This window comes from Micromonospora sp. WMMD712 (assembly GCF_029581295.1).
Lineage (GTDB): Bacteria > Actinomycetota > Actinomycetes > Mycobacteriales > Micromonosporaceae > Micromonospora > Micromonospora carbonacea.
In genome coordinates, this window is sequence record NZ_CP120743.1 from 3,221,537 (window position 1) to 3,242,444 (window position 20,908).

General features: G+C 75.3%; 21 protein-coding genes and 2 tRNA genes. 10 read left to right on the plus strand and 13 right to left on the minus strand.

Annotated features, from left to right (window positions below; translation table 11 throughout):
* Nucleotides 1–374: 374 nt before the first annotated feature.
* The 5 genes from rsrA to O7633_RS13690 all read right to left on the minus strand — a co-directional run bounded on the left by rsrA (nucleotide 375) and on the right by O7633_RS13690 (nucleotide 3,888).
* Nucleotides 375–662, minus strand: a complete 288-nt coding sequence (gene rsrA, locus O7633_RS13670; protein ID WP_074472685.1) for a mycothiol system anti-sigma-R factor — start codon at nucleotides 660–662, stop codon at nucleotides 375–377.
* A 1-nt stretch (nucleotide 663) separates the two neighbouring features.
* A complete protein-coding gene (locus O7633_RS13675) occupies nucleotides 664–1,497 on the minus strand; it encodes a sigma-70 family RNA polymerase sigma factor (protein WP_282328096.1) in 834 nt (277 codons plus the stop codon).
* Nucleotides 1,498–1,719: 222 nt separating this feature from the next.
* Complete coding sequence (locus tag O7633_RS13680) at nucleotides 1,720–2,337, minus strand: alpha/beta family hydrolase (RefSeq protein ID WP_178066311.1); 618 nt, start codon at nucleotides 2,335–2,337, stop codon at nucleotides 1,720–1,722.
* Nucleotides 2,338–2,588: 251 nt separating this feature from the next.
* Complete coding sequence (locus O7633_RS13685) at nucleotides 2,589–2,981, minus strand: WhiB family transcriptional regulator (RefSeq protein WP_043965878.1); 393 nt, start codon at nucleotides 2,979–2,981, stop codon at nucleotides 2,589–2,591.
* A gap of 199 nt (nucleotides 2,982–3,180) precedes the next feature.
* Nucleotides 3,181–3,888 (minus strand): SOS response-associated peptidase, encoded by a 708-nt coding sequence (locus O7633_RS13690; protein WP_282328097.1) that lies wholly within the window; start codon nucleotides 3,886–3,888, stop codon nucleotides 3,181–3,183.
* A 150-nt stretch (nucleotides 3,889–4,038) separates the two neighbouring features.
* Here O7633_RS13690 and aroA point away from each other — a divergent pair, with 150 nt between their 5' ends.
* The 4 genes from aroA to O7633_RS13710 all read left to right on the plus strand — a co-directional run bounded on the left by aroA (nucleotide 4,039) and on the right by O7633_RS13710 (nucleotide 8,294).
* Nucleotides 4,039–5,340, plus strand: a complete 1,302-nt coding sequence (aroA, locus tag O7633_RS13695; RefSeq protein ID WP_282328098.1) for a 3-phosphoshikimate 1-carboxyvinyltransferase — start codon at nucleotides 4,039–4,041, stop codon at nucleotides 5,338–5,340.
* A gap of 166 nt (nucleotides 5,341–5,506) precedes the next feature.
* Nucleotides 5,507–6,439, plus strand: a complete 933-nt coding sequence (rsgA, locus tag O7633_RS13700; RefSeq protein ID WP_282328554.1) for a ribosome small subunit-dependent GTPase A — start codon at nucleotides 5,507–5,509, stop codon at nucleotides 6,437–6,439.
* Nucleotides 6,440–6,546: 107 nt separating this feature from the next.
* Nucleotides 6,547–7,365, plus strand: coding sequence for a histidinol-phosphatase (gene hisN / locus O7633_RS13705; RefSeq protein WP_282328099.1), 819 nt, complete (start codon nucleotides 6,547–6,549; stop codon nucleotides 7,363–7,365).
* 59 nt (nucleotides 7,366–7,424) lie between these two features.
* Nucleotides 7,425–8,294, plus strand: a complete 870-nt coding sequence (locus O7633_RS13710; protein WP_282328555.1) for a hypothetical protein — start codon at nucleotides 7,425–7,427, stop codon at nucleotides 8,292–8,294.
* Between the two features lie 39 nt (nucleotides 8,295–8,333).
* Here the strand turns inward: O7633_RS13710 and O7633_RS13715 are convergent, their stop codons facing one another.
* Nucleotides 8,334–9,536 carry a glycosyltransferase gene (locus tag O7633_RS13715; RefSeq protein ID WP_278129229.1) on the minus strand — a complete coding sequence of 401 codons (1,203 nt, stop codon included), beginning with the start codon at nucleotides 9,534–9,536 and terminating at the stop codon, nucleotides 8,334–8,336.
* 173 nt (nucleotides 9,537–9,709) lie between these two features.
* On the opposite strand from O7633_RS13715, the gene O7633_RS13720 reads away from it, so the two are divergent.
* The 3 genes from O7633_RS13720 to O7633_RS13730 are packed head-to-tail and all read left to right on the plus strand — an operon-like array spanning nucleotide 9,710 to nucleotide 12,190.
* On the plus strand, nucleotides 9,710–10,708 hold the full coding sequence (locus tag O7633_RS13720; protein ID WP_282328100.1) for an SDR family oxidoreductase: 999 nt from the start codon (nucleotides 9,710–9,712) through the stop codon (nucleotides 10,706–10,708).
* Nucleotides 10,709–10,740: 32 nt separating this feature from the next.
* Entirely contained in the window at nucleotides 10,741–11,559 is an 819-nt protein-coding gene (locus O7633_RS13725) for an ATP-binding protein (protein WP_282328101.1), read from the plus strand.
* A gap of 58 nt (nucleotides 11,560–11,617) precedes the next feature.
* The gene (locus tag O7633_RS13730; RefSeq protein ID WP_178066316.1) at nucleotides 11,618–12,190 is read left to right on the plus strand and encodes a DUF5709 domain-containing protein; all 573 of its coding nucleotides are present in this window, start codon (nucleotides 11,618–11,620) and stop codon (nucleotides 12,188–12,190) included.
* A gap of 66 nt (nucleotides 12,191–12,256) precedes the next feature.
* Here O7633_RS13730 and O7633_RS13735 read toward each other — a convergent pair whose 3' ends face one another.
* Nucleotides 12,257–12,922, minus strand: a complete 666-nt coding sequence (locus tag O7633_RS13735; protein ID WP_278136246.1) for a response regulator transcription factor — start codon at nucleotides 12,920–12,922, stop codon at nucleotides 12,257–12,259.
* A gap of 32 nt (nucleotides 12,923–12,954) precedes the next feature.
* On the minus strand, nucleotides 12,955–14,088 hold the full coding sequence (locus tag O7633_RS13740) for a DUF5931 domain-containing protein (protein ID WP_282328102.1): 1,134 nt from the start codon (nucleotides 14,086–14,088) through the stop codon (nucleotides 12,955–12,957).
* Nucleotides 14,089–14,183: 95 nt separating this feature from the next.
* Here O7633_RS13740 and O7633_RS13745 point away from each other — a divergent pair, with 95 nt between their 5' ends.
* Together O7633_RS13745 and glpK are read left to right on the plus strand one after the other, a co-directional pair.
* Nucleotides 14,184–14,642: an ATP-binding protein gene (locus tag O7633_RS13745; RefSeq protein ID WP_074472675.1), complete on the plus strand. Its 459-nt coding sequence runs from the start codon at nucleotides 14,184–14,186 to the stop codon at nucleotides 14,640–14,642.
* Nucleotides 14,643–14,707: 65 nt separating this feature from the next.
* Nucleotides 14,708–16,195 carry a glycerol kinase GlpK gene (gene glpK / locus O7633_RS13750; RefSeq protein WP_282328103.1) on the plus strand — a complete coding sequence of 496 codons (1,488 nt, stop codon included), beginning with the start codon at nucleotides 14,708–14,710 and terminating at the stop codon, nucleotides 16,193–16,195.
* Between the two features lie 21 nt (nucleotides 16,196–16,216).
* Here the strand turns inward: glpK and O7633_RS13755 are convergent, their stop codons facing one another.
* A complete protein-coding gene (locus O7633_RS13755; protein WP_282328104.1) occupies nucleotides 16,217–16,717 on the minus strand; it encodes a hypothetical protein in 501 nt (166 codons plus the stop codon).
* A 698-nt stretch (nucleotides 16,718–17,415) separates the two neighbouring features.
* On the minus strand, nucleotides 17,416–18,249 hold the full coding sequence (locus O7633_RS13760; protein ID WP_278129239.1) for a phosphoribosylaminoimidazolesuccinocarboxamide synthase: 834 nt from the start codon (nucleotides 18,247–18,249) through the stop codon (nucleotides 17,416–17,418).
* Nucleotides 18,250–18,376: 127 nt separating this feature from the next.
* On the opposite strand from O7633_RS13760, the gene O7633_RS13765 reads away from it, so the two are divergent.
* Nucleotides 18,377–19,708 carry an extracellular solute-binding protein gene (locus O7633_RS13765; protein WP_282328105.1) on the plus strand — a complete coding sequence of 444 codons (1,332 nt, stop codon included), beginning with the start codon at nucleotides 18,377–18,379 and terminating at the stop codon, nucleotides 19,706–19,708.
* A 284-nt stretch (nucleotides 19,709–19,992) separates the two neighbouring features.
* On the opposite strand, the gene O7633_RS13770 is transcribed toward O7633_RS13765, so the two are convergent.
* From O7633_RS13770 to O7633_RS13780, 3 genes are all read right to left on the minus strand, one after another.
* Nucleotides 19,993–20,244, minus strand: coding sequence for a hypothetical protein (locus tag O7633_RS13770; protein ID WP_074472671.1), 252 nt, complete (start codon nucleotides 20,242–20,244; stop codon nucleotides 19,993–19,995).
* A 201-nt stretch (nucleotides 20,245–20,445) separates the two neighbouring features.
* A tRNA-Met gene (locus O7633_RS13775) sits at nucleotides 20,446–20,519 on the minus strand.
* 299 nt (nucleotides 20,520–20,818) lie between these two features.
* Nucleotides 20,819–20,892, minus strand: a tRNA-Met gene (locus O7633_RS13780).
* Nucleotides 20,893–20,908: the final 16 nt, after the last annotated feature.

The window sequence follows — 20,908 nt, forward strand, 5'->3', positions numbered from 1 at the left end:
GGCCCGCGCGCCGCACCGGGCCGGTCGACGGCGCATCGGCCCCGCCACCGGTGCCCCGGCGGACCACGGCCGCGGCGGGCCGCACTAGCATCAGCGGATCGGCCCCGGATGACCGGGCGACCGGTACGCGACCACCGCCGCGCTCGCCGCCGGCGGACACCGACCAGCACCCGAGGAGGTCAGCATGGCGAAGAAGGCCCGCAAGAAGAAGGCCCGCAAGAAGAGCAGCGCGAACCACGGCAAGCGCCCCAACTCCTGAGTCGCGCGGCGGGCGACCGCCGACCGCTCAGCGCTCCTCGCCGCCCACGGCCGGAGACGCCGGTGGCCCGGGTCGGATCGACCCGGGCCACCGCCACGTCCAGGCACGCCGGCCGTCAGTCGGCCAGCTCCCGGGACTCGCTCGTCTCGAAGACCACCAGCTCGGTGAGGCGGACCCGCAGCCGCTCGCGCAACTGCTCGGGCGCGGTCTCGTTGCCGCAGCAGCGGGCGACCAGCGCCTTCACCTCCTGCTCCAGGCCGTACTCCCGCAGGCACGGCCCGCACTCGTCGAGGTGCCGCCGGATCAGCGTCCGGCGCTCCTCGGCGCACTCCAGGTCGAGGTAGAAGTAGACCTCCGCGAGCACCTCACGGCAGTCCGTCTCGTGCGGCTTCCCACAGCTCACGTCACACCTCCCGGCCGGCGGCGGCGGTCGAGCCCTTCGGGGACCGCGCAGCGCTGAAACCGCGCTCGGCGGCGTAGCCCTCGAGCAGCTTGCGCAGATTACGACGACCCCGGTGCAACCGCGACATCACCGTGCCGATGGGCGTGCCCATGATGTCGGCCACCTCCTTGTAGGAGAAGCCCTCGACGTCGGTGAGGTAGACCGCCAGGCGGAACTCCTCCGGCAACTGCTGGAGAGCCTCCTTGACGTCGCTGTCTGGCAGCCGGTCGAGCGCCTCGGTCTCGGCCGAACGCAGCCCGCTGGAGGTGTGCGACTCAGCCTCGGCGAGCTGCCAGTCGGTGATCTCCTCGGTCGGCGCCTGGATGGGCTGGCGCTGCCGTTTGCGGTAGGAGTTGATGTAGGTGTTGGTCAGGATCCGGTACAGCCAGGCCTTCAGGTTGGTGCCCTGCTCGAACTGGTGGAAGGCCGCGTACGCCTTCAGGTACGTCTCCTGGACCAGGTCCTCGGCATCCGCCGGGTTGCGGGTCATCCGCAGCCCGGCAGCGTAGAGCTGGTCGACGAATGGCATCGCGTCCCGCTCGAAGCGGGCCCTGCGCTCGTCCGTCTTCTCGGTGGTCAACCGCACATCCCCTCGCGTCGGATGCTTTCCCGCCGAGGATACGCGCCGGCCAGTGCCCGCAGATTCACTTTCGGCCGGTGTGCTGGTCCTCACCGCCCCGGACCACCCCGGCTCGGCCGGCCCCGCCACCGCGGGCCAGTCCGGTCCGCCCAGCAGCCTTCTGAGCCGCTGCGCCTCCCGTTCGTCCCGTTCCCGGCTCCGCGTCTCGGTCGGCACCGGTCACACCCCCCTGAAGCAGAAGTCTCTTCCGTGGGAGGTAACGCGGGGCGCGGGTCCCGGCATTCCGGCCCGCCGGCCCCGTTCCTGGTCCCGGCCCCGGCGGGTGCCGACGCTGGGACCAGGAAGGGCCTGGGAGGGACGGCGTCGGCCGCCCGGACCGGGCACCCGACACCATCGGAGACAACGAGGCGTACGGCCCCGGGTCACGGCCGGTGCGCCTCAGCGCGACGCCCAGCCCCGCCTACGCAGCCAGTCGACGACCACCGCGGCCGTGCCGGCCGGATCGCCGGCCAGGTCGTGCCGCTCGCCGGGCCGGACCACCACCCGCACCCGTCGGCCCGGCTCGGGCACGCCGAACGGGTCGCGGTCGCCGTTGACCACCAGCGTCGGCAGCCCGGTGGCCAGTTCCGCCGCCCGGGAACGCTCCGGCCGACCGGGCGGGTGCAGCGGGAACGCCAGGGCCACCACCGCGTCCGCGCCGACGGCGGTCGCGGTGCGGCAGGCCACCCGGGCACCGCTGGACCGGCCGCCGACCACGAGCGCGGGCACGGCGGGGTGCCGCCGGCGCAGCTCGGCAAGGACCGCCGTCCACGCCTCGTCGAGGTGCCCCGCGGGGGCCGGCGCGCGTCGCCCGGCGACCCGGTAGGGCTGGGTCACCCGGCACACGACGAGCCCGGCACGGGCCGCCGCGTCCCGCAGCGCGCCCAGGTCCGGCGCGTCGACGTCACCGCCCGCGCCGTGCCCGAGCGCCAGCAGCGCCCTCGGCGGGCCGGCGGGCAGGTCGGTGTCGACCCGGGCCGGTCCGCGTGGGGTGACGATCTCGTCCGCGTCTCGCACGGGCCCATTCTGCGGGTCACCGCCGCGAACCGACCCGGCACGCGCCGGAGCCGATGGACCTCGCCGGGCCCGGGGCACCCGGCCCACGCCACCCGGAGGCGGGCGCGCCCGCCGTCCCAGCCGGCCGCCGGCCCAGCCGGCCGCCGTGCCGCCGGGCGCCGCCGTGCCGCCGGGCGCTGTCGGACCGCCGGGCACTGTCGGACCGCCGCCGGCCGTCCCGTCCTTGCCGGGGGGCGGGACGGCCGGGGCGGTCAGCTCAGCGGCACCAGGGTGAGCAGCCGGTCCCGCACCGGCGGGCCGGCCTCGTCGGCCGCGTCGGGGTTCGGGTCGACCTCGCTGCGCCAGGCGACCAGCATGGCCCGGCGCTCACGCGGGGTGGTGCCGCCCCACACGCCGTGGCAGTCACCGACCTCCAGCGCCCAGGCCAGGCACGATCCCTGCACGTCACAACTGCGGCAGAGCGCGACGGCCGCGTCGGCCGGCTCGTTGGGGGCCGGAAAGAACGTCTCCGGATCCACGCTCTGGCAGGTGCCTCTGGTGCGCCAGGCTTCGTCCTGCCGCCGTTCCCGCAACGCCCGCAACAGTCGCGGATCTCGTCGTGCGGCAGCCACCTCGTGCGGGCGGGGCATACGCGCCCGTGTCATCCACCCACCTCCCCCGTGGGACCGGAAAGATCGATGAGTGCCGTTCGCACCGTACGAATCGTCACCCACTACCGGCGCTGTGTTGTATCGCACTTTCAGACACCGGGACAAGAGTCTTCCGTAAAGATGACTAAAAGCTTGGCCGACGATTCGCCCGCAACTCTGGCAAATCAGCACGCGACAATGCCCCCGGCGACTGTCAGAAAAGCGTCACCTCGTCGGCCGGGACGGCCGGGGCGGGCACCCGGGTGATCAACTCCGGCCCGTCGTTGCGGACGTTGCCGACCGCCGGGCCGACCGGGCGGATCTCCAGCCCCGCCAGCCACCCGGGATCGGGCGGGGCCAGCAGGGCGGCCGGCTCGTCGGTCGACCCCAGCCAGGACGCCCACCGCTGGCGGGGCAGCAGCAGGGGCATCCGCTCGTGCACCCGGGCCAGCTCGCCCACCGCCGCGGTGGTCAGCACGCTGAAGGTCAGCACGGGCCCGGCGGGCCCCTCCCAGACCGACCAGATGCCCGCCAGAGCGAGCACCGACGAGTCGGCCGGGGTCATGAAGTAGGGCTGCCGCCCGCCCTCGGGCAGCCGGACCCACTCGTACCAGCCGTCGGCGGGGACGAGGCAGCGCCGCCGGGCGAACGCGGGCGCGTACGCCCGGCTGGTGGCCACCGTCTCCGCCCGCGCGTTGATCATGCGGGCCCCGGCGGCGGGCGACTTCGACCAGGGCGGGAGGAACCCCCAGCGGCCGGCGGACAGGGCGCGGTGCCCCTCCGGGGTGAGCCGCACCAGCGGCACGGTCGTCGTGGGGGCGACGTTGTGGCTCGACCGGGCCCGGCCCTGCGTCTCGTCGGCCGACTCGAACACGGCGCTCAGGTCGACCGCGCTCCGGGTCGTGGCGTACCTCCCACACATGGGGCACACGCTAACGCCCCGGGCCGCGTTCGGCTGTCCCGCCGGGGACCGCCCCGGCCCCGGGCCCGGCGTCGGGCGGCCCGTCCCGCCCACCGGGAGCGCGCCCGGGCGGCCCGTCCGGCGGCGGCCGGGGCGCGGCAGAATGTGACCGTGGGGAACACGACCGCGACCCGGCCGCTGCGGCCGTGGACCGCTCCGACCGCGTCCGACCCGGTGGTTGCCACGTTGCGGCTGCCCGGCTCCAAGTCGATGACCGCCCGCGCGCTGGTGCTCAGCGCGCTGGCCGGCGGCCCCTCCACCATCGCCGGGGCGCTGCGCGCCCGCGACACCGAGCTGATGGCCGGCGGCCTGCGGGCCCTCGGCGCGCACATGTCGATCGCCGACGACGACCGCTGGCTGGTCCGGCCCCACCCGCTGGCCGGCCCGGCGCACGTCGACGTCGGCCTCGCCGGCACCATCATGCGGTTCGTGCCCCCGGTCGCCGGGCTCGCCGAGGGGCGGATCACCTTCGACGGCGACCCGCAGGCCCGCACCCGCCCGCTGGGCCCGCTGATCGACGCGCTGCGCTCCCTCGGGGTGCGGGTCGAGTCCCCGGCCACCGGCAGCCTCCCGCTGACCGTGTTCGGCACCGGGAGCGTGGCCGGCGGCGAGGTGGTCATCGACGCCTCCGCCTCCAGCCAGCTCGTCTCCGGCCTGCTGCTGGCCGCGCCGCGCTTCGACCGGGGCGTGGTGGTCCGGCACGTCGGCCCGCCGGTGCCGTCCACGCCGCACCTGCGGATGACCGTGCAGATGCTGCGGGCCGCCGGGGCGGCCGTCGACGACGGCACCCCGGACGTCTGGGTCGTCGAGCCGGGGCCGCTGACCGGGCGGGGCTGGGAGATCGAGCCCGACCTGTCGGGCGCGGTGCCGTTCTTCGCCGCGGCGCTGGTCACCGGCGGCGAGGTGACGTTGCGGGGCTGGCCGCGCAGCAGCGCCCAGCCCGTCGAGCAGCTCCGCACGCTGCTGCACCGGATGGGCGGCGAGGTGGTCCTCACCACCGACGGGCTGACCGTGCGCGGCACCGGCGTGGTGCACGGCATCGAGGCCGACCTCTCCGACGTCAGCGAGCTGACCCCGGCGCTGACCGCGCTCGCCACGCTCGCCGACTCGCCGTCCCGGTTCACCGGCGTGGCGCACATCCGGGGGCACGAGACCGACCGGATCGCCGCGCTCGCCCGCGAGTTCACCGGCCTCGGCGCCGACCTCACCGAGTCGGCCGACGGGCTGGAGGTCCGGCCCCGGCCGCTGCACGGCGGGCAGTTCCGGACGTACCACGATCACCGCATGGCGCACGCGGCGGCGGTGACCGGCCTGGCGGTCCCCGGCGTCGAGCTCGACGACGTGTCGTGCACCTCCAAGACCATGCCGGAGTTTCCGGCACTATGGTCGGCGATGGTGACCGGAGCGAGCTGACCCGACGGAGGGCGTCCTGGCGACGAAGCGGCGGGAGTACGACGAGGACGACGTACGGGTCCGGCCCGGGAGGTCGTCGCGCCCGCGGACCCGCACGAGACCCCGGCACGCCGACGCCGTCGACGGCTTCGTCATCGCCGTGGACCGGGGCCGTTACACGTGCGTGCTGCTGCCCGGCGGCGACCCCGACGCCCCGCTGGTGACCGCCATGCGGGCCCGGGAGCTGGGCCGCAAGTCGGTGGTGGTGGGCGACCGGGTGGGCCTGGTCGGGGACACCTCCGGGGCGGCCGGCGCGCTGGCCCGCATCGTCCGGATCGCCGAGCGCACCTCGGTGCTGCGGCGCACCGCCGACGACGACGAGAACACCCCCGAGGGGCGGCTGGAGCGGGTCGTGGTGGCCAACGCCGACCAGCTCGTCATCGTCAGCGCGCTGGCCGACCCGCCGCCGCGCACCGGGTTCGTCGACCGCTGCCTGGTCGCCGCGTACGACGCGGACATCGATCCGCTGCTCTGCCTCACCAAGGCCGACCTGGCCGGCCCGGAGCAGGTGCTCGGCTACTACGCCGAGCTGGAGCTGCCGTACGTGCTGCTGCGGCCCGACGCCGACCTCGACGCGCTGCGCGACCTGCTCGCCGGCCGGGTGTCGGTCCTGGTGGGCCACTCCGGGGTGGGCAAGTCGACGCTGGTCAACCGGCTGGTCCCCGACGCCGACCGGGCGGTCGGGGTGGTCAGCGCGATCGGCCGGGGCCGGCACACGTCGACCAGCGCGGTGGCGCTGCGGCTGCCGCCCCGCCCCGGCGTCGGCACCGACCCGGGCTGGATCGTCGACACCCCGGGGGTGCGCAGCTTCGGGCTGGCGCACGTCTCGGCCGACAGCCTGCTGCACGGCTTCCCCGACCTGGTGGAGGGCACGGTCGACTGCCCGGTGAACTGCCAGCACACCGCCGAGGAGGCCGACTGCGCGCTGGACGCCTGGGTGGCCGCCGGCAAGGCCGACGGGCGTCGGCTGGCCTCGTACCGCCGGCTGCTGGCCTCCCGGTCCGGGGAGGGCGACAGCCGCGAGCCCGACCAGCGCAACCCGGGCGTGCGCGAGGAGTGAGCCGGCGAGCCCCGCAGTCGCACGCGCGGCACGGCGACCCGCTGGAGGGGGCATGACCGGCGACCCGCCGGCAGGGGCGTGACCGGGCCGCCGCTACCGTTTGCGGCATGACCGGGTACGCCGACGACCTCGCCCTCGCCCACCTGCTCGCCGACGCCGCGGACGCCATCTCCACGGCCCGGTTCCGGGCCCTCGACCTGCGGGTGGAGGCGAAGCCCGACCTGACCCCGGTCTCCGACGCCGACACGGCCGTGGAGCGGCAGATCCGGGCGCTGCTGGCGGAGCACCGCCCCGGCGACGGCCTGCTCGGCGAGGAGTACGGCGGGCAGCCCTCGGCCGCCCCGGGCGGGCGGCGCTGGGTGGTCGACCCGATCGACGGCACCAAGAACTTCGTCCGGGGGGTGCCCGTCTGGGCCACCCTGATCGCCCTGCTGGAGGGCGACCGGCCGGTGCTCGGGCTGGTCTCCGCGCCGGCGCTGGGCCGCCGCTGGTGGGGCGCGCTCGGCGCGGGCGCGTACGCCGGCCCGGACGCCGCCCACGGCGCGCCGATCCGGGTGTCGGCGGTGGGCCGCCTCGCCGACGCCAGCTTCTGCTACTCGTCGCTGTCGGGGTGGGAGTCAGCCGGGCTGCTGGAGCCGGTGCTCCAGCTCATGCGGGACACCTGGCGCAGCCGGGCCTACGGCGACTTCTACGGCTACATGCTGCTCGCCGAGGGGGCCCTGGACGTGATGGTCGAGCCGGAACTGTCCCTGTGGGACGTCGCCGCGCTGGTGCCGATCGTGACCGAGGCGGGCGGCACGTTCACCGACCTGGCCGGGCGGCCCGCCCCGGGCGGCGACGCCGCGGTGGAGAACAGCGCCGTGGCCAGCAACGGGGCGCTGCACGCCGACATCCTGGCGAGGCTGGGTCGGCCGGCCGCGCGCTGAGCGCCGCCAGCCTCTATCCTCGCCAGGTGGTGTCCTCCGGTTGGTGCTTCCTGGCGGCGATGATCGTCGCGTACGGCTTCGCCAACCTCCTCCAGTCCGTCGCCGCGGCGCGGACCACCGTGCACCACACCTTCGACCCGGGGCTGCTGCTGCGGCTGGCCGGTCACCGCACCTACCTCGTGGGGCTGGCCTGCCAGGTCGGCGGCTTCGTGCTGGCCTTCCTGGCCCGCCGGGACCTGCCGCTGTTCCTGGTCCAGGCCAGCGTGGCGGCGGGGCTCGGGGTGACCGCGATCCTCGGCGTGCTGGTGCTCAAGTGGCGGCTGCCCACCGCCGAGGTCGCGCTGCTGGCGCTGCTCGTCCTCGGGGTCACCGGCCTGGTGCTGTCGGCGCAGCCGGCGCAGTCCCGGCCGCTGGGGCCCGCCGGCCTGGTCACGCTGGCGGCGGCGCTCGCGGTGATCGCCGTGGTCGGCTTCTTCGCCGTACGGCTGCACGGCGCGCCCGGTTCGGTGGCGCTCGGCTCGCTGGCCGGGCTGGCCTTCTCCGCCGCGGCGGTGGCCGCCCGCCCGTTGGCCGCCGTGACGAGCGTGGAGGGGTTCGTCCGGGACCCGCTGCTCTACCTGCTGGTGGCCCACTCGCTGGTCGGCCAGCTCCTGCTCGGCCTGGCCATGCAGCGCGGCTCGACCACGGCGGCGGTGGCCGCGATGGACGCGGCCGGGGCGGTGCCCGCCGCGATCGTCGGGCTGCTGCTGCTCAACGACAGGATCTGGCCGGGCCGGGAGTGGCTGGCCGCCCTGGGCTTCCTGGCCACGCTGGCCGCGGTGATCGGGCTGACGCGCTACGCCGAGCCGCAGCACCACCACGAGGTGGTCTCCCGGGAACGCGCCCGGGGGATGCTCCCCGCCGGCGCGCCGGCCCGCCCCCGCCGCTGACCGGCCGCCCCGGCATCGTCCACGCGGGCCGGTTTCCGGCTACGCCGCCTCGACCGGCCTGCGGCGCAGCACCACCCGCTCGTAGAGCCGCTCCAGCGCGCCGGCCGTGCGTTCCCACGTGTAGCTGCACCGGACCCGGTCCACGGCGGCGTGCCCGTACGCGAACCGGCCGGCGTTGTCGGCGAGCAGCCGGCGCAGGGTCATCCCGAGGGCCCGCACGTCGCCCGGCGGCACCAGCTTCCCGGTGACCTCGTCGACGACGGCGTCGGCGATGCCGCCCATCGCGTACCCGACGACCGGCACGCCGCAGGCCATCGCCTCCAGCGAGACCCGGCCGGCGGACGAGTAGTGCGGGGTGCAGGCCACCACGTCGGCCGAGCGGTACCAGGTGGCCATCTGGTCGTGCGGCACCGCACCGACCAGCGTCACCTGCTCGGCCACCCCGGTGCGCTCGGCCAGCTCGCGCAGGCGGCGCGCCTCGGCGTGGCCGGCGAGCTGGTCGGCCGGCGGGCCGCCGGCGATCACCAGCTCGGCGTCGCCGACCAGCCGCATCGCCCGGATCAGGTCGTCGTGGCCGTGCCCGGGCGTCAGGCCGCCCACGGAGAGGATGCGCGAACGCTGGTCGCGCGGGGCGGCCTCGCCGTCGGGGTGGAACTGGTCGGTGTCGACCCCGGTGGGGACCATCGCCACCGAGCTGCGTTGCAGCCCCATCCGGGTCAGCTCGTCGACCTCGTCGTTGCACTGGGCGACCGCGATGTCCACCGCCCGGGTCAGGGCCCGTTCCAGCGGGATGCGGGTGCCGGGGCCGTCGTAGCCGGGGCCGAGGTGGCGCAGCTGCTCCACGCCGAGCGAGTGGAAGGTCTGCACGACGGGGATGTCGGTCTCGCGCACCGCGTGCGCGGCGGCCAGGCCGCCGACCCAGTAGTGCCCGTGCACCACCTCCGGGGACCACCCGCCGGCCCACCGGTCGGCCAGCCACCGCCCGAACTCGGACACGTGCCCGACCAGCTCGGCGGTGGGCATCGGGGCGGCCGGGCCGACCGGCGCCCGCTCCACCCGGTAGCCGTCGACCTCCGCCGTGGCGGGCAGCGCGGGATCGTCCCGGCGCTCGTAGACGTGCACGTCGTGGCCGCGCCCGGCCAGCTCGGCGGCGACCCGCGCGATGTGCTCGCGCGTGCCGACGACGGGGCCGTCGGCGGGCCGCGACGGGCCGGAGTGCGCGCACACTAGGCCGACGCGCATGGGTCACCTCCATGCGGTTCGTTGAGCTGGTGGGTCCTCCCCGGTCAGAGGGTCCCATTAACCGCGCCGCCCGGAGCCGAAACCTGCCAAGTCCCCCGCCGGTCCGGGCCGCCGGCCGCCGATCCGGGCCGGGCCGCCGGCATGAGCGGGCCCCACCGGGGTACGGGCGTGGAATGCCTCTGACCCGCACCCTCGACGACGCCGTCGTCGTGCTCACCGGCGCCTCCAGCGGCATCGGCGCGGCCACCGCGTACGCCCTCGCCCGACGGGGCGCGGCCGTGGCGCTGGCGGCCCGCAGCGAGGACGCCCTGGAGCGGGTGGCGGCGCGGTGCCGGGAGCTGGGCGGGCAGGCGCTCGCCGTGCCCACGGACGTGACGGACCCGGTGGCCGTGGAGATCCTCGCCGCCCGCACGGCGGAGGAGTTCGGCCGGATCGACGCCTGGGTCAACAACGCGGCGGTGAGCGCGGTCGGGCTGTTCGACGAGATACCGGTACGGGAGTTCCGCCGGGTGCTGGAGGTGAACCTGCTCGGCGTCGTGCACGGCATGCGGGCCGCCCTGCCGTACCTCGCGGCGGCCGGCGGCGGGGTCCTGGTCAACAACGCCTCCGTGCTGGCCGAGGTGGCGATGCCCTACCAGTCGGCGTACAACGCCACCAAGCACGGCATCCGGGGGTTGGCCGACACGGTGCGGCAGGAGCTGCGGCTGACCGGGCGGGGCAACGTCTCCGTGTGCACGGTGCTGCCGGCGAGCATCGACACCCCGTTCTTCCGGCACGCCGCCAACCACACCGGCCGGGAGCTGGTGCCGCCCCCGCCGGTGTACCCGCCGGAGCTGGTGGCCGAGACCGTCGTCCGGCTGCTGCGCCGGCCGCGCCGCGAGGCGTACGCCGGCGGGGCCGCCCGGCTGCTCGGCGCGCAGTGGCGGCTCGCCCCCGCGCTGGCCGAACGCGTCCTCGGCTGGTACGTCCACCGCACCCAGTTCGGGCCGGCCCGGCGGCCGGACAGCGCCGGCAACGTCTTCGCCGCCGACGCCACCGCCCGGCGCGACGGCGGGTGGCACGGCCGGCGGCGGCACCTGGTCCGGATGACCACGGCCTTCGGGCTCGCCGCCGCCGGCACGGCGGTCGGCACGATGGCGGCCCGGGCCAGGCGGTCGCGGGCGGACCGCTGATGAACTCGCCCGACCGGCAGGATGCGCCGTCCGTGGCCACGACGCACAATGGGACGATCATGCCGACCGACCTGCGCTGCGTGGTGGAGACGGACGAGTCGTCCGGAGTGCTCCGGCTGACGGGGGTGCTCGACGCCGCCGGCACCGCCGCCGTCCGGGACGCGCTGCTCGTGCGGCTCTGCGACCGCCCCGGCCCGGTGGTGGTCGACCTGACCCGGCTGCGGTTGGCCGCCCCCGCCCGGGGGCTGTTCGCCGAGGTGCGCCGCGAGATCGCCGACTGGCCGGCGGCGGGGCTGCTGGTCGTCGACCCGACGGGGGCGGCGGCCGGCCCGGAGCTGCCGGTCTGCGCGACCCTGGCGGAGGCGACGGCGGCGCTGACCCGGGCGCCGATGGCCGCGGCGACCACCACCGCGCTGCCGCCGGTCGTCGGCGCGGCCCGGCAGGCCCGGGCGTTGGTCACCGACGGCTGCGCCCGGTGGGGGATCGGCGCTCTGGCCGAGGCGGGCTGCATCGCGGTGACCGAGATGGTCAACAACGTGGTGGCGCACGCGCGCACCCCGATGACCCTGCGGCTGGCCCCCGGCGACGGCACGCTGCACCTCGGCGTGCGCGACCGGTCGCGGCGGCAGCCGCGGTTCACCGGGGTGACCCCGCCGCACCTGGCCGGCGGCCGGGGGCTGCTGCTGATCGACACGGTGGCCCGCCGCTGGGGCAGCACCCTGCTGCCCGACGGCAAGCTCGTCTGGGCGGTCGTGCACCCCGAGGGCGGCGACACGCGTACCGACCCGGACGTCGCGCACCCGGACACCGGGGGCGCGCGGCCCGACGGCGGGCCGGACCGGCACGCTTGACCCCGCTTCGCCCGCCCGTGGCCGGTTACGGGCGGTGGGCAGCGGGTAGTGATCAGCCATGCGCGACGACGAGTACCCGACCCCCGTCTCCGACCCGGAGGCCGACGGCCTGCCCGACACCGCCGACGACGACTCGACCGCCAACGACGACGTCGAGACCGGTCGCGAGGCGGACGGCCCGGCGCCGGCCCAGCTGCCCGGCGACCGCATGCCCGTGGCGGTGGACCGGTACGGCACCACCGCCGAGGAGCAGCTCGACGGCGAGTCGCTGGACTACAAGCTCCAGCGGGAGAGCTTCGAGCGCCCCGCCGACGACCCGCTGGCCGGCCCGGTCGACCCGGACATCGCGGCCGAGGCGGACAGCGAGGAGGCCGCCGCCCAGGCGCAGCTCGACGCCGACGTGATCGACCCGGGCCCCACCTCGGACCCGCACTCCCCCGTCTCCCTCTACGACCACGGCCAGCTCGGCAGCGTCGCCGACGCGGAGGTGGGCCGGCTGGTGGAACCGGACGAGGGGGCGCACACCGACCTGGAGACCGACAACGTCGCGTACGACGCGGGCTCCGCCGGTGGCGGGGCGAGCGCCGAGGAGCTGGCGATCCACGAGACCCGGCCGCCCGGGGCGCACTGACCGGGCCCCCGCGCCCGGCCGACCGGATGCGCCGGCCGGTGGGGCGGTCGCGCCCGGCGCGGCGGGTCAGGCGTCGAGCCCGCGCTCGATCGCGTAGCGGGTCAGCTCGACCCGGTTGTGCAGCTGGAGCTTGCCCAGCGTGTTCTGCACGTGGTTCTGCACCGTCCGGTGGGACAGCCCGAGCCGCTCCGCGATCTGCTTGTACGACATCCCCTTGGCGACCAGGCGCAGCACCTCGGTCTCCCGGTCGGTGAGCCGGGGCGCGTCGGCGGGGTGGCCCGCCGGTGCCGGCCCCCGGTCCCCGGCGGCCCCGCCCGCGCCCGCCGCGAGCCGGCGGAACTCCCCGAGCACGAGGCCGGCCAGGCCGGGGGTGAAGACCGGCTCGCCGGCGGCGGTGCGGCGCACCGCGTCCAGGAACTCGGCCGGGGCCGCCGACTTCACCAGGTAGCCGGTCGCGCCGGCCTTCACCGCGTCCAGGACGCTCTGCTGCTCGCCGCTGGCCGAGAGCATCAGCACCCGCACCTCGGGCAGCGCCGCGCGCAGCCCACGGATCACCTCCACCCCGGAGATGTCCGGCAGTTGCAGGTCGAGCACCACCAGGTCGGGCCGGGCAGCGGGGGCGACCCGCACGGCCTGGCGGCCCTCCCCGCTGGTGGCGACCACGAGGTGACCGGCCTCGGTGAGGTCGCGGGCCACCCCCTCGCGCCACATCGGGTGGTCGTCCACCACCATCACCCGTACGCCGGGCGGGGCGTCGGCGGCGCTCACCGGGGCGTCCTCGGCACGGTCAGCTCGACCTCGGTGCCCGCGCCCGGCGTGGAGGTGATGGTGACCGTGCCGCCCAGGTCGGCGACGCGGCCCCGGATCGACTGCGCCACCCCGAGCCGGCCCTGCCGGACCGCCTCGTCGAGCCGGCCCGCCGGGATCCCCGGCCCCTCGTCGCGTACCGAGACCGTCACCGTCTCCCCCTCGTCCTCGATCAGCACCCAGGCCCGGCCGCCCGCGTGCCGGCGCACGTTGTCCAGCGTCGCCCCGGTCGCGGCGGCGAGTTCCCGGGCCACCAGGGCGGGCAGCGGGACGCCGGTGGCCGGCGCCGACAGGGAGACCGTAGCCGAGGCGTACCGGCCGAGCAGGGCGCGCAGGTCGAGGGTGTCCGGCCCGGCCGGGCCGGCGTCGCCGGGGGACGCCGCGCCGGCGATCAGGGCACGCAGGGCGGCCTCCTGCTCCCCCGCCAGCCGGGCCAGCTCGCCGGCCTCCCCGTCCAGGTGCGCGCCGCGCCGCTGCACCAGCGCGAGCACCTGGAGCACCGAGTCGTGGATGTCCCGGGCCAGCCGCTCCCGCTCCCGGGTCGCCGCCTCCAGCTCCACCGCCCGGTGCAGCCGCTGCTCGGCGGTCACCGCCAGCCGGGCGACGTGGCCGACCACCGCCCCCGCCATCAGCAGCAGGATCCAGCCGGTGAGGGCGGACTGGCCGATCCGCTCCCGGGCCGCCAGGTCGGCCGCGCACACCACCAGCGCGGCCACGGTGCCGCGCCGCCGCCCGCCGGAGACCGCCCAGGCGAGCACCGGCCCGGCCAGCCAGACCACGGCGAGGCTGGGCGCGCCGGCCGCGAGGGCCGACCGGCCGACCGCCCACGGGCTGACCTGGAGCACCCCGACCACGACGGCGAGGTCGGCGACCAGCAGCGGCCAGCCCCGCCGGGCGGGGCGGGCGTAGCCGAGGGCCGTGGTCACCGTCCAGCCGAGCATCACCAGCAGGACGAGGCCGGCGACGACCGGGTGGGCGTACCCGCTGGCGTCGCGCGCCACGATCAGGCCGACGTACGCCAGGGCGGCGAACCGGAACACCGCGACGGCCCGCCAGAGCGGGACCTCGAATCCACCGGTCGTCGACGGCACCCCGACACGATGCCACACGCCCGCGCCCTGCATGATCGCCTGCCGTCCGGGGCGACCCGCCCGCCACCTGCCCCGGGAACAGCGGACGATCATGGCTGCCCCGACCGACACGGCGTACGGTTGTGCCCATCGACACCACCCTCCTGATCGCCGAGGCCTTCGACCAGGCACAGGTGACCGAGCTCCGGCACTCGGTCACCTCCTGCGCGCACGCCGTCGGGCTGCGCGGGCAACGGCTGGACGACTTCGTGCTGGCCGTCAACGAGCTGCTCACCAACGCGGTGCGGCACGGCGGCGGGCGGGGGTGGCTGCGGCTGTGGCGGCAGCCGGGGCGGCTGGTCTGCGAGGTCGCCGACCACGGCCGGGGGATCAGCTCCCGGCGGCTCGACGACCGGAGCCGCCCCGCGCCCGAGACCGCCGGCGGCTGGGGCCTCTGGCTGGCCCGGGAGCTGAGCGACGCCATGGACGTCGAGACCGGCCCGGCCGGCACCACGGTCCGGATCGGCACGCCCCTCGGCCCGCTCCTCGACGCGGGCGGGCGCGTGTCGGACTGACACCGCACCGGCCCGCCCGTCGACGATGGGCGGCGCCCCGGCGGCGGGGCGGGTACGGTGCTGCGGTGACCGGAGAGTACGTCGCCGCCATCGACCAGGGCACCACCTCGTCCCGGTGCCTCGTCTTCGACCGGGCCGGGGAGATCGTCTCCGTGGCCCAGCGCGAGCACCGGCAGCACTTCCCCCGGCCGGGCTGGGTCGAGCACGACGCCGAGGAGATCTGGGACAACGTCCGGATCGTCGTCCGCGAGGCGCTGGACGCGGCCGGCACCGGCCCGGAGCGGATCGCGGCCGTCGGCATCACCAACCAGCGGGAGACCACCGTCGTCTGGGACCGCGCCACGGGCCGCCCGGTCGCCAACGCCGTCGTCTGGCAGGACACCCGCACCGGGCCGCAGCTACGCGCGCTCGCCGAGGCGTACGGCGAGCAGCGGCTCTGCGAGCGCACCGGGCTGCGGCTGGCCACCTACTTCGCCGGCCCGAAGCTGCGCTGGCTGCTGGACAACGTCGACGGGCTGCGCGCGCGGGCCGAGCGGGGCGAGGTGCTGTTCGGTACCATGGACAGCTGGCTGATCTGGAAGCTGACCGGGCGGCACGTCACCGACGTGACCAACGCGAGCCGCACCATGCTGATGGGCCTGGACACCCTCGACTGGGATCCGGAGCTGCTCGACGCGCTCGGCGTGCCGGGCGCGATGCTCCCCGAGATCCGCAGCTCCGCCGAGGTCTACGGCACCGCCGTCGACGGGCCGCTCGCCGGGGTGCCGGTGGCCAGCGCCCTCGGCGACCAGCAGGCCGCCCTGTTCGGGCAGACCTGCTTCCAGCCCGGCGAGGCCAAGTGCACGTACGGCACCGGCAGCTTCCTGCTGCTCAACACGGGCGCGAGCCCGGTCATCTCCTCGCACGGGCTGCTGACCACCCTCGCGTACCGGATCGAGGGGCAGCCCGCCGTGTACGCGCTGGAGGGCGCGATCGCGGTCACCGGCTCGCTGGTGCAGTGGCTACGGGACAACCTCGGCCTGATCTCCACCGCCGCCGAGGTGGAGGAGCTGGCCCGCACGGTCGACGACAACGGCGGCTGTTACGTGGTGCCGGCGTTCTCCGGGCTGTTCGCCCCGCACTGGCGCAGCGACGCGCGCGGGGTGGTCGCCGGGCTCACCGGCTACATCACCAAGGGGCACCTGGCCCGGGCGGCGCTGGAGGCGTCGGCCTGGCAGACCCGCGAGGTGGTCGACGCGATGAACGCCGACTCCGACGTGGCGCTGCGCCGGCTGCGGGTCGACGGCGGGATGACCGCCAACGGCCTGCTCATGCAGTTCCTCGCCGACGTGCTGGACGTGCCGGTGGTCCGCTCCCGGATCACGGAGACGACCTGCCTCGGCGCGGCGTACGCGGCGGGCCTCGCCGTGGGCTTCTGGCCGGATCTGGCCACCCTGCGCGCCCAGTGGCGCTCCGACGCGCAGTGGACCGCCGCGATGGCCCCGGACGAGCGGGACCGGGAGCTGCGCCAGTGGCGCAAGGCCGTGCAGCGCACCCTCGACTGGGTGGACTGACGATAGTCACAATGCGTCAAGTCAACAAGGGGCGAGATGCCGCACCGCGTCAGATGCCTTCTGGACGATCTTACGGCGGGTTGCTGGCAAGGGCGGATTCTGGGCCAGTGCCACCCGCATGGACTCAGCACAGAACTCCAGGCAAGCCAAAGCCGCCTCATCGGCAGTCAAATTGGCCGAAAGCTGCCATTCCCTCTCGAAAATGAGACGATTATCGTAGGCTACACCCATTGTCGTGTATCGAGGCCCGGGCGATGCGATCACGATCGATTCCAAGACATCGGAGTCGTCGTCCGCGTCGAGATGCTCCTCGTCCTCCCTGGTCAGGGGCACGTAAAGCCAGACCGAGACGTGATCGTCGTCAGAGAGAACTCGCCAGAACAGGCAAGGCTCGCCCCCCGCCTCAACGACCCCCAGAGTGGGAACACCGTTGTATCTATCGATGATCTCAACAGCATCGACGGTAGGCAGCGGCGCCCAAGCGAGGTTTCCCAGCTCGGGCGCAGGTCCGAAGCTACTCACGAGTACCACCTCCTCCGTGCGGTTCAGTGAAGCAGTCAGAGAAGCTCTTGGCTAGAGCGTCATCCCACTCTTTGGGATCATTGCCGTCAATTGGCGGGAAAACACTGATGTGCTTCGGGTTTGGGCCGGTTGGCGTGTGTCGAACAATAAAGCCTCTTGCGCGGAGCACTCCCGCAGTCGTGTACCGCACCGCCGAAAGCGGGCTCCCCCACTTGTCGACGATCCGTCGCGCCTCATCGACAGTCACCCGACCCCACAGCAACGACACGTCCGGCTCGTTGATCTCCGCCCGCGGCCGGTCCCGGAAGCGGGTGGGAGAGCCGAGAGGACCCTTGCCATACTGGGTGAGCTGGGCCCCATCTGGGACATCAAGAGACTTTCCCGGCCGCCTTGGCATGCATCCGCCCTTGGAGTGCTGCTGCTGTCGCTGAACGTGACTCTGTTCCTACGGACAGCAGTATCACCGGCGGGACTTCCGAGGTCAAACCCCCTAAATCTCGCGTACATCACCACACCCAACGATCGTAGCCGGGCCCACGTGCTCACAGTGTCAACTTTCAGTCACTCTGGGCGATGATCCGAGCGTTCCTCCAGGACGCCTCGATCCTCGGGCAACTCCAAGGCGCACGGTCGTCCGCGCCGACCGGCGCGTATCACTGCCGGACTGCAGGATCTGGGGCTGGGGTAAGGGAGCGGTGTCAGGACCAGGTGCGACCGGTGAGCTTCTCGTAGACCTCGACGTAGCGGGCCCGGGTCGCCTCGATCACCTCGGCGGGCACCTCGGGGGCGGGGGGCCGCTTGTCCCAGCCGCCGCCGGTCGCCCAGTCCCGGACGTACTGCTTGTCGTAGGAGAACTGGGTCCGGCCCGGCTGGTACGACTCGGCCGGCCAGAACCGCGACGAGTCGGAGGTGAGCACCTCGTCGCCGAGGACGAGGGTGCCGTCCGCCGCCCAGCCCAGCTCGATCTTGGTGTCGGCGACCAGGATGCCCCGGTCGGCGGCCAGCTCCGCCCCCCGGCAGTAGATGTCGAGGGTGATCTGCCGCAGCCGCGCGGCGGTCTCCGCGCCGACCTTGTCCACCACCTGCTGGTAGGTGATCGGCTCGTCGTGCTCGCCCTTGGGGGCCTTCGTCGACGGGGTGAAGATCGGCTCGGGCAGGATCGACGCCTCGACCAGGCCCCTCGGCAGCGCCACGCCGGAGACCGCGCCGGTGCGCTCGTACTCGGCGAGGCCGCCGCCGGTGAGGTAGCCCCGCGCGACGCACTCGACCGGGACCATCTCCAGCCGCCGGCAGCGGATCGCGCGGCCGGCGAACTCCGCCGGCACGTCCGTGGCGGAGACGACGTGGTTGGGCACCAGGTCGGCGAGCTGCTCGAACCACCACAGGGACAGCGCGGTGAGCAGGCGGCCCTTGTCCGGCACCGGGGTCGGCAGCACCACGTCGTAGATCGAGATCCGGTCGGAGGCGACCAGGATCAGGTCGTCGCCGTCGGCGTAGACGTCCCGGACCTTGCCCGAGTGCAGAAGTTCCACGCGCCCTAGTACACCACGGGCCGGCGGACGCCCCGGGACGGCCACCCGTCGGGCCGGCGGCCGTTGACACCCGCCCTCCCCGGCTGTGTAAATGGTCCGACCCCCGCCGGACAGACCAGGAGCACCCGTGCCCGACGCCCGTACCCCACCGCCCCGCACCGGCCCGGACCCGGGCCGGCGGCGGCTGCTCGGGGCGTTGCTCGGGGCGCCGCTCGCGGCGACCGGTCTCGCGGGCTGCGGCGGCCGGGAGGACGACCGCCCGGTCGAGGACGGGCCGGTCGAGCTCTCGGTCTTCTGGTACGGCACCGCAGCCCGGGCCGAGACGACCGAGAAGGCGCTGCGGCTCTACTCCTCCCGCAACAACCTGGTCAGCTTCCGGGTCACCTGGCAGGGCCTGCCCGGCTACTACGACCGGCTCGCCACCCAGGCCGCCGGCGGCAACGTGCCCGACCTGATCCAGGTCGACGACACCGTCCTCGCCGAGTACGCCCGGCGGGAGATCCTGCTCGACCTCGGCGGGTACGTCACCGACGAGAGGCTCGACCTGCGGGGGCTCCCGCCGGAGCTGGCGCGCTACGGCGAGGTGGACGGCCGCACCGTGGCGGTCGCCGCCGCCCAGACGACCGCCGCCCTCGTCTACAACCGCAGCCTGCTGCGCCGGCTCGGCGTCGCCGAGCCCCGCACCGGCATGTCCTGGCCCGCGTACGTCGACTGGGCGGCCCGGGTCACCCGGGCCGCCGACGGCCGGGTGGCCGGCACCATGGACCCGTCCGGGGACCACCGGGCGCTCTGGCTGTGGTTGCGGTCCGGGGGCACCGAGCTGTACCGGGGCCGGCAGCTCGGCTTCGGCGCGACCGAGCTGGTCGACTGGTTCGAGCTGTGGCAGAACGCGCGGGCCCGGCAGGCCACCCCGAGCGCCGCCCTGGTCGACCAGGCCGACGGCGGCGAGCCGGGTCGGCAACTGGTGGTGACCGGCCACACGGCCGCGTCGTTCGCCTGGGCCCACCAGTTCCCCGAGTTCCGCCGGCAGACCCGGGACGAGCTGGCCCTGGCCGCGTTCCCCGGGCCACCGGCGGCGCAGTGGCCGCGCGCCTCGATGTACTGGGCGGGCTTCCGGGGCACCCGGCACCCCGCCCTGGTGGCCGACGTCATCCAGTTCCTCACCAACAACATGGACGCCGGTCTGGCCCTCGGCCACGAACGCGGGGTGAGCCCCAACCTCGCCATCCGCCGGTACGTGCGGGAGAGCCTGGCCGACCCGGGGCAGCAGGCCGCCGCCGCCCTCGCCGAGGCCGTGGCCGACCAGCTCGGCCCGGCCCCCGGCCCGCCGCCGAAGGGGCACGCCCGGGTCCGGGCCCTGCTGGTCGAGACGGCCGAGGGCGTGCGCTCCGGCCGGGCCGGGACCCGCGCGGCCGCCACCCGGTTCGTCGCCCAGGCCGAGGCCGCCCTGGCCTCCTGACCACCCGCCCGAGACCCGCCACCCGCCCGGGCCCGCCCGCGGGTGCCCGTTCTCGGGTGCCCGCCGGCCCCGGGCGCCCGCCTTCGGTGCGCGCCGCGGATGACCGCCCTCGGGTCACCGCCGGCAAGATCGTGCTCAATCGCGGATCGAGTGGCCTCCGAGCGGCCGGAGGCCACTCGATCCTGGTTCGAGCGCGATGTCGGGCACGCAGGCCCCGGCCGGGCCGGGCACACGGACGCGGGCCGGGCACGGGCCCGGGCCGGGGCGGGCCGTGGACCGCCGGGTCAGCGCGGCGGGCGGTTGCGCCGGTTGCGCATGAGCAGGACCACCAGCAGGACGATCCCGCCGACGACGACCAGGCAGCACAGCAGCCCGAGGAAGCCGATGCCGCCGCCCCTCGACCGCCGCTTGGCGGCCTCCACCACGAGCTCACCCGTGCCGGTGGACGCCCAGGCCGCGACCGGGACGAAGACCGACAGCACGACCGCACCGAGGACCGTGCTGAGCCGGCCCCACCACTTGTTCCACGAAGACATGCCCCCATCCTCGCCGAGGAACGCAAGTGGAGCACGCGGGACGGCCGGGGATTCGCCGGACGGCGTGCCCGGCGGCGCGCGGAGCCTCGCGGCGGGGTGTGGAGAGGGCCCAGCGCTGCGGAGGAAAGGCGGAGGGCCCGCGCATACGGGGTGGGACAAGCGAAGGGCCCCGGAGCGAACTCCGGGGCCCTTCCGAACGAGTAGCGGGGACAGGATTTGAACCTGCGACCTCTGGGTTATGAGCCCAGCGAGCTACCGAGCTGCTCCACCCCGCGTCGGCTCACAAAGCTTAGCGCATCCCCGCAGCGGAGCTCAGCAACCCCCCGAAAGCCCGCCGCCGGACCACCGCACCGCAGCTCAGCCCGGCCGCCGACCGGCGCGGCACCGGACCACCGAACCCCCAGGAGCGCCGCACCGCCGCACCCCCGGGACCGCCGAACCCGAGGAACCCGAACCCTCAGGAGCGCCGTACCGCCGGAACCGCCGGGATGCCGATCCGCCGACACCGCCCGACCGATTCGACACGGCCCACGCGAAAGACCCCGGAGCGAACTCCGGGGCCTTTCCGAACGAGTAGCGGGGACAGGATTTGAACCTGCGACCTCTGGGTTATGAGCCCAGCGAGCTACCGAGCTGCTCCACCCCGCGTCGGCTCGTTAACCCT

Bases quoted from the DNA above. Each gene is read 5' to 3' on its own strand.
- O7633_RS13685 (WP_043965878.1), bottom strand. From the start codon at position 2,981: ATGACACGGGCGCGTATGCCCCGCCCGCACGAGGTGGCTGCCGCACGA.
- O7633_RS13730 (WP_178066316.1), top strand. From the start codon at position 11,618: ATGCGCGACGACGAGTACCCGACCCCCGTCTCCGACCCGGAGGCCGAC.
- O7633_RS13690 (WP_282328097.1), bottom strand. From the start codon at position 3,888: ATGTGTGGGAGGTACGCCACGACCCGGAGCGCGGTCGACCTGAGCGCC.
- O7633_RS13735 (WP_278136246.1), bottom strand. From the start codon at position 12,922: ATGGTGGTGGACGACCACCCGATGTGGCGCGAGGGGGTGGCCCGCGAC.
- O7633_RS13715 (WP_278129229.1), bottom strand. From the start codon at position 9,536: ATGCGCGTCGGCCTAGTGTGCGCGCACTCCGGCCCGTCGCGGCCCGCC.
- hisN (WP_282328099.1), top strand. From the start codon at position 6,547: ATGACCGGGTACGCCGACGACCTCGCCCTCGCCCACCTGCTCGCCGAC.
- O7633_RS13770 (WP_074472671.1), bottom strand. From the start codon at position 20,244: ATGTCTTCGTGGAACAAGTGGTGGGGCCGGCTCAGCACGGTCCTCGGT.
- O7633_RS13720 (WP_282328100.1), top strand. From the start codon at position 9,710: ATGCCTCTGACCCGCACCCTCGACGACGCCGTCGTCGTGCTCACCGGC.
- O7633_RS13710 (WP_282328555.1), top strand. From the start codon at position 7,425: ATGATCGTCGCGTACGGCTTCGCCAACCTCCTCCAGTCCGTCGCCGCG.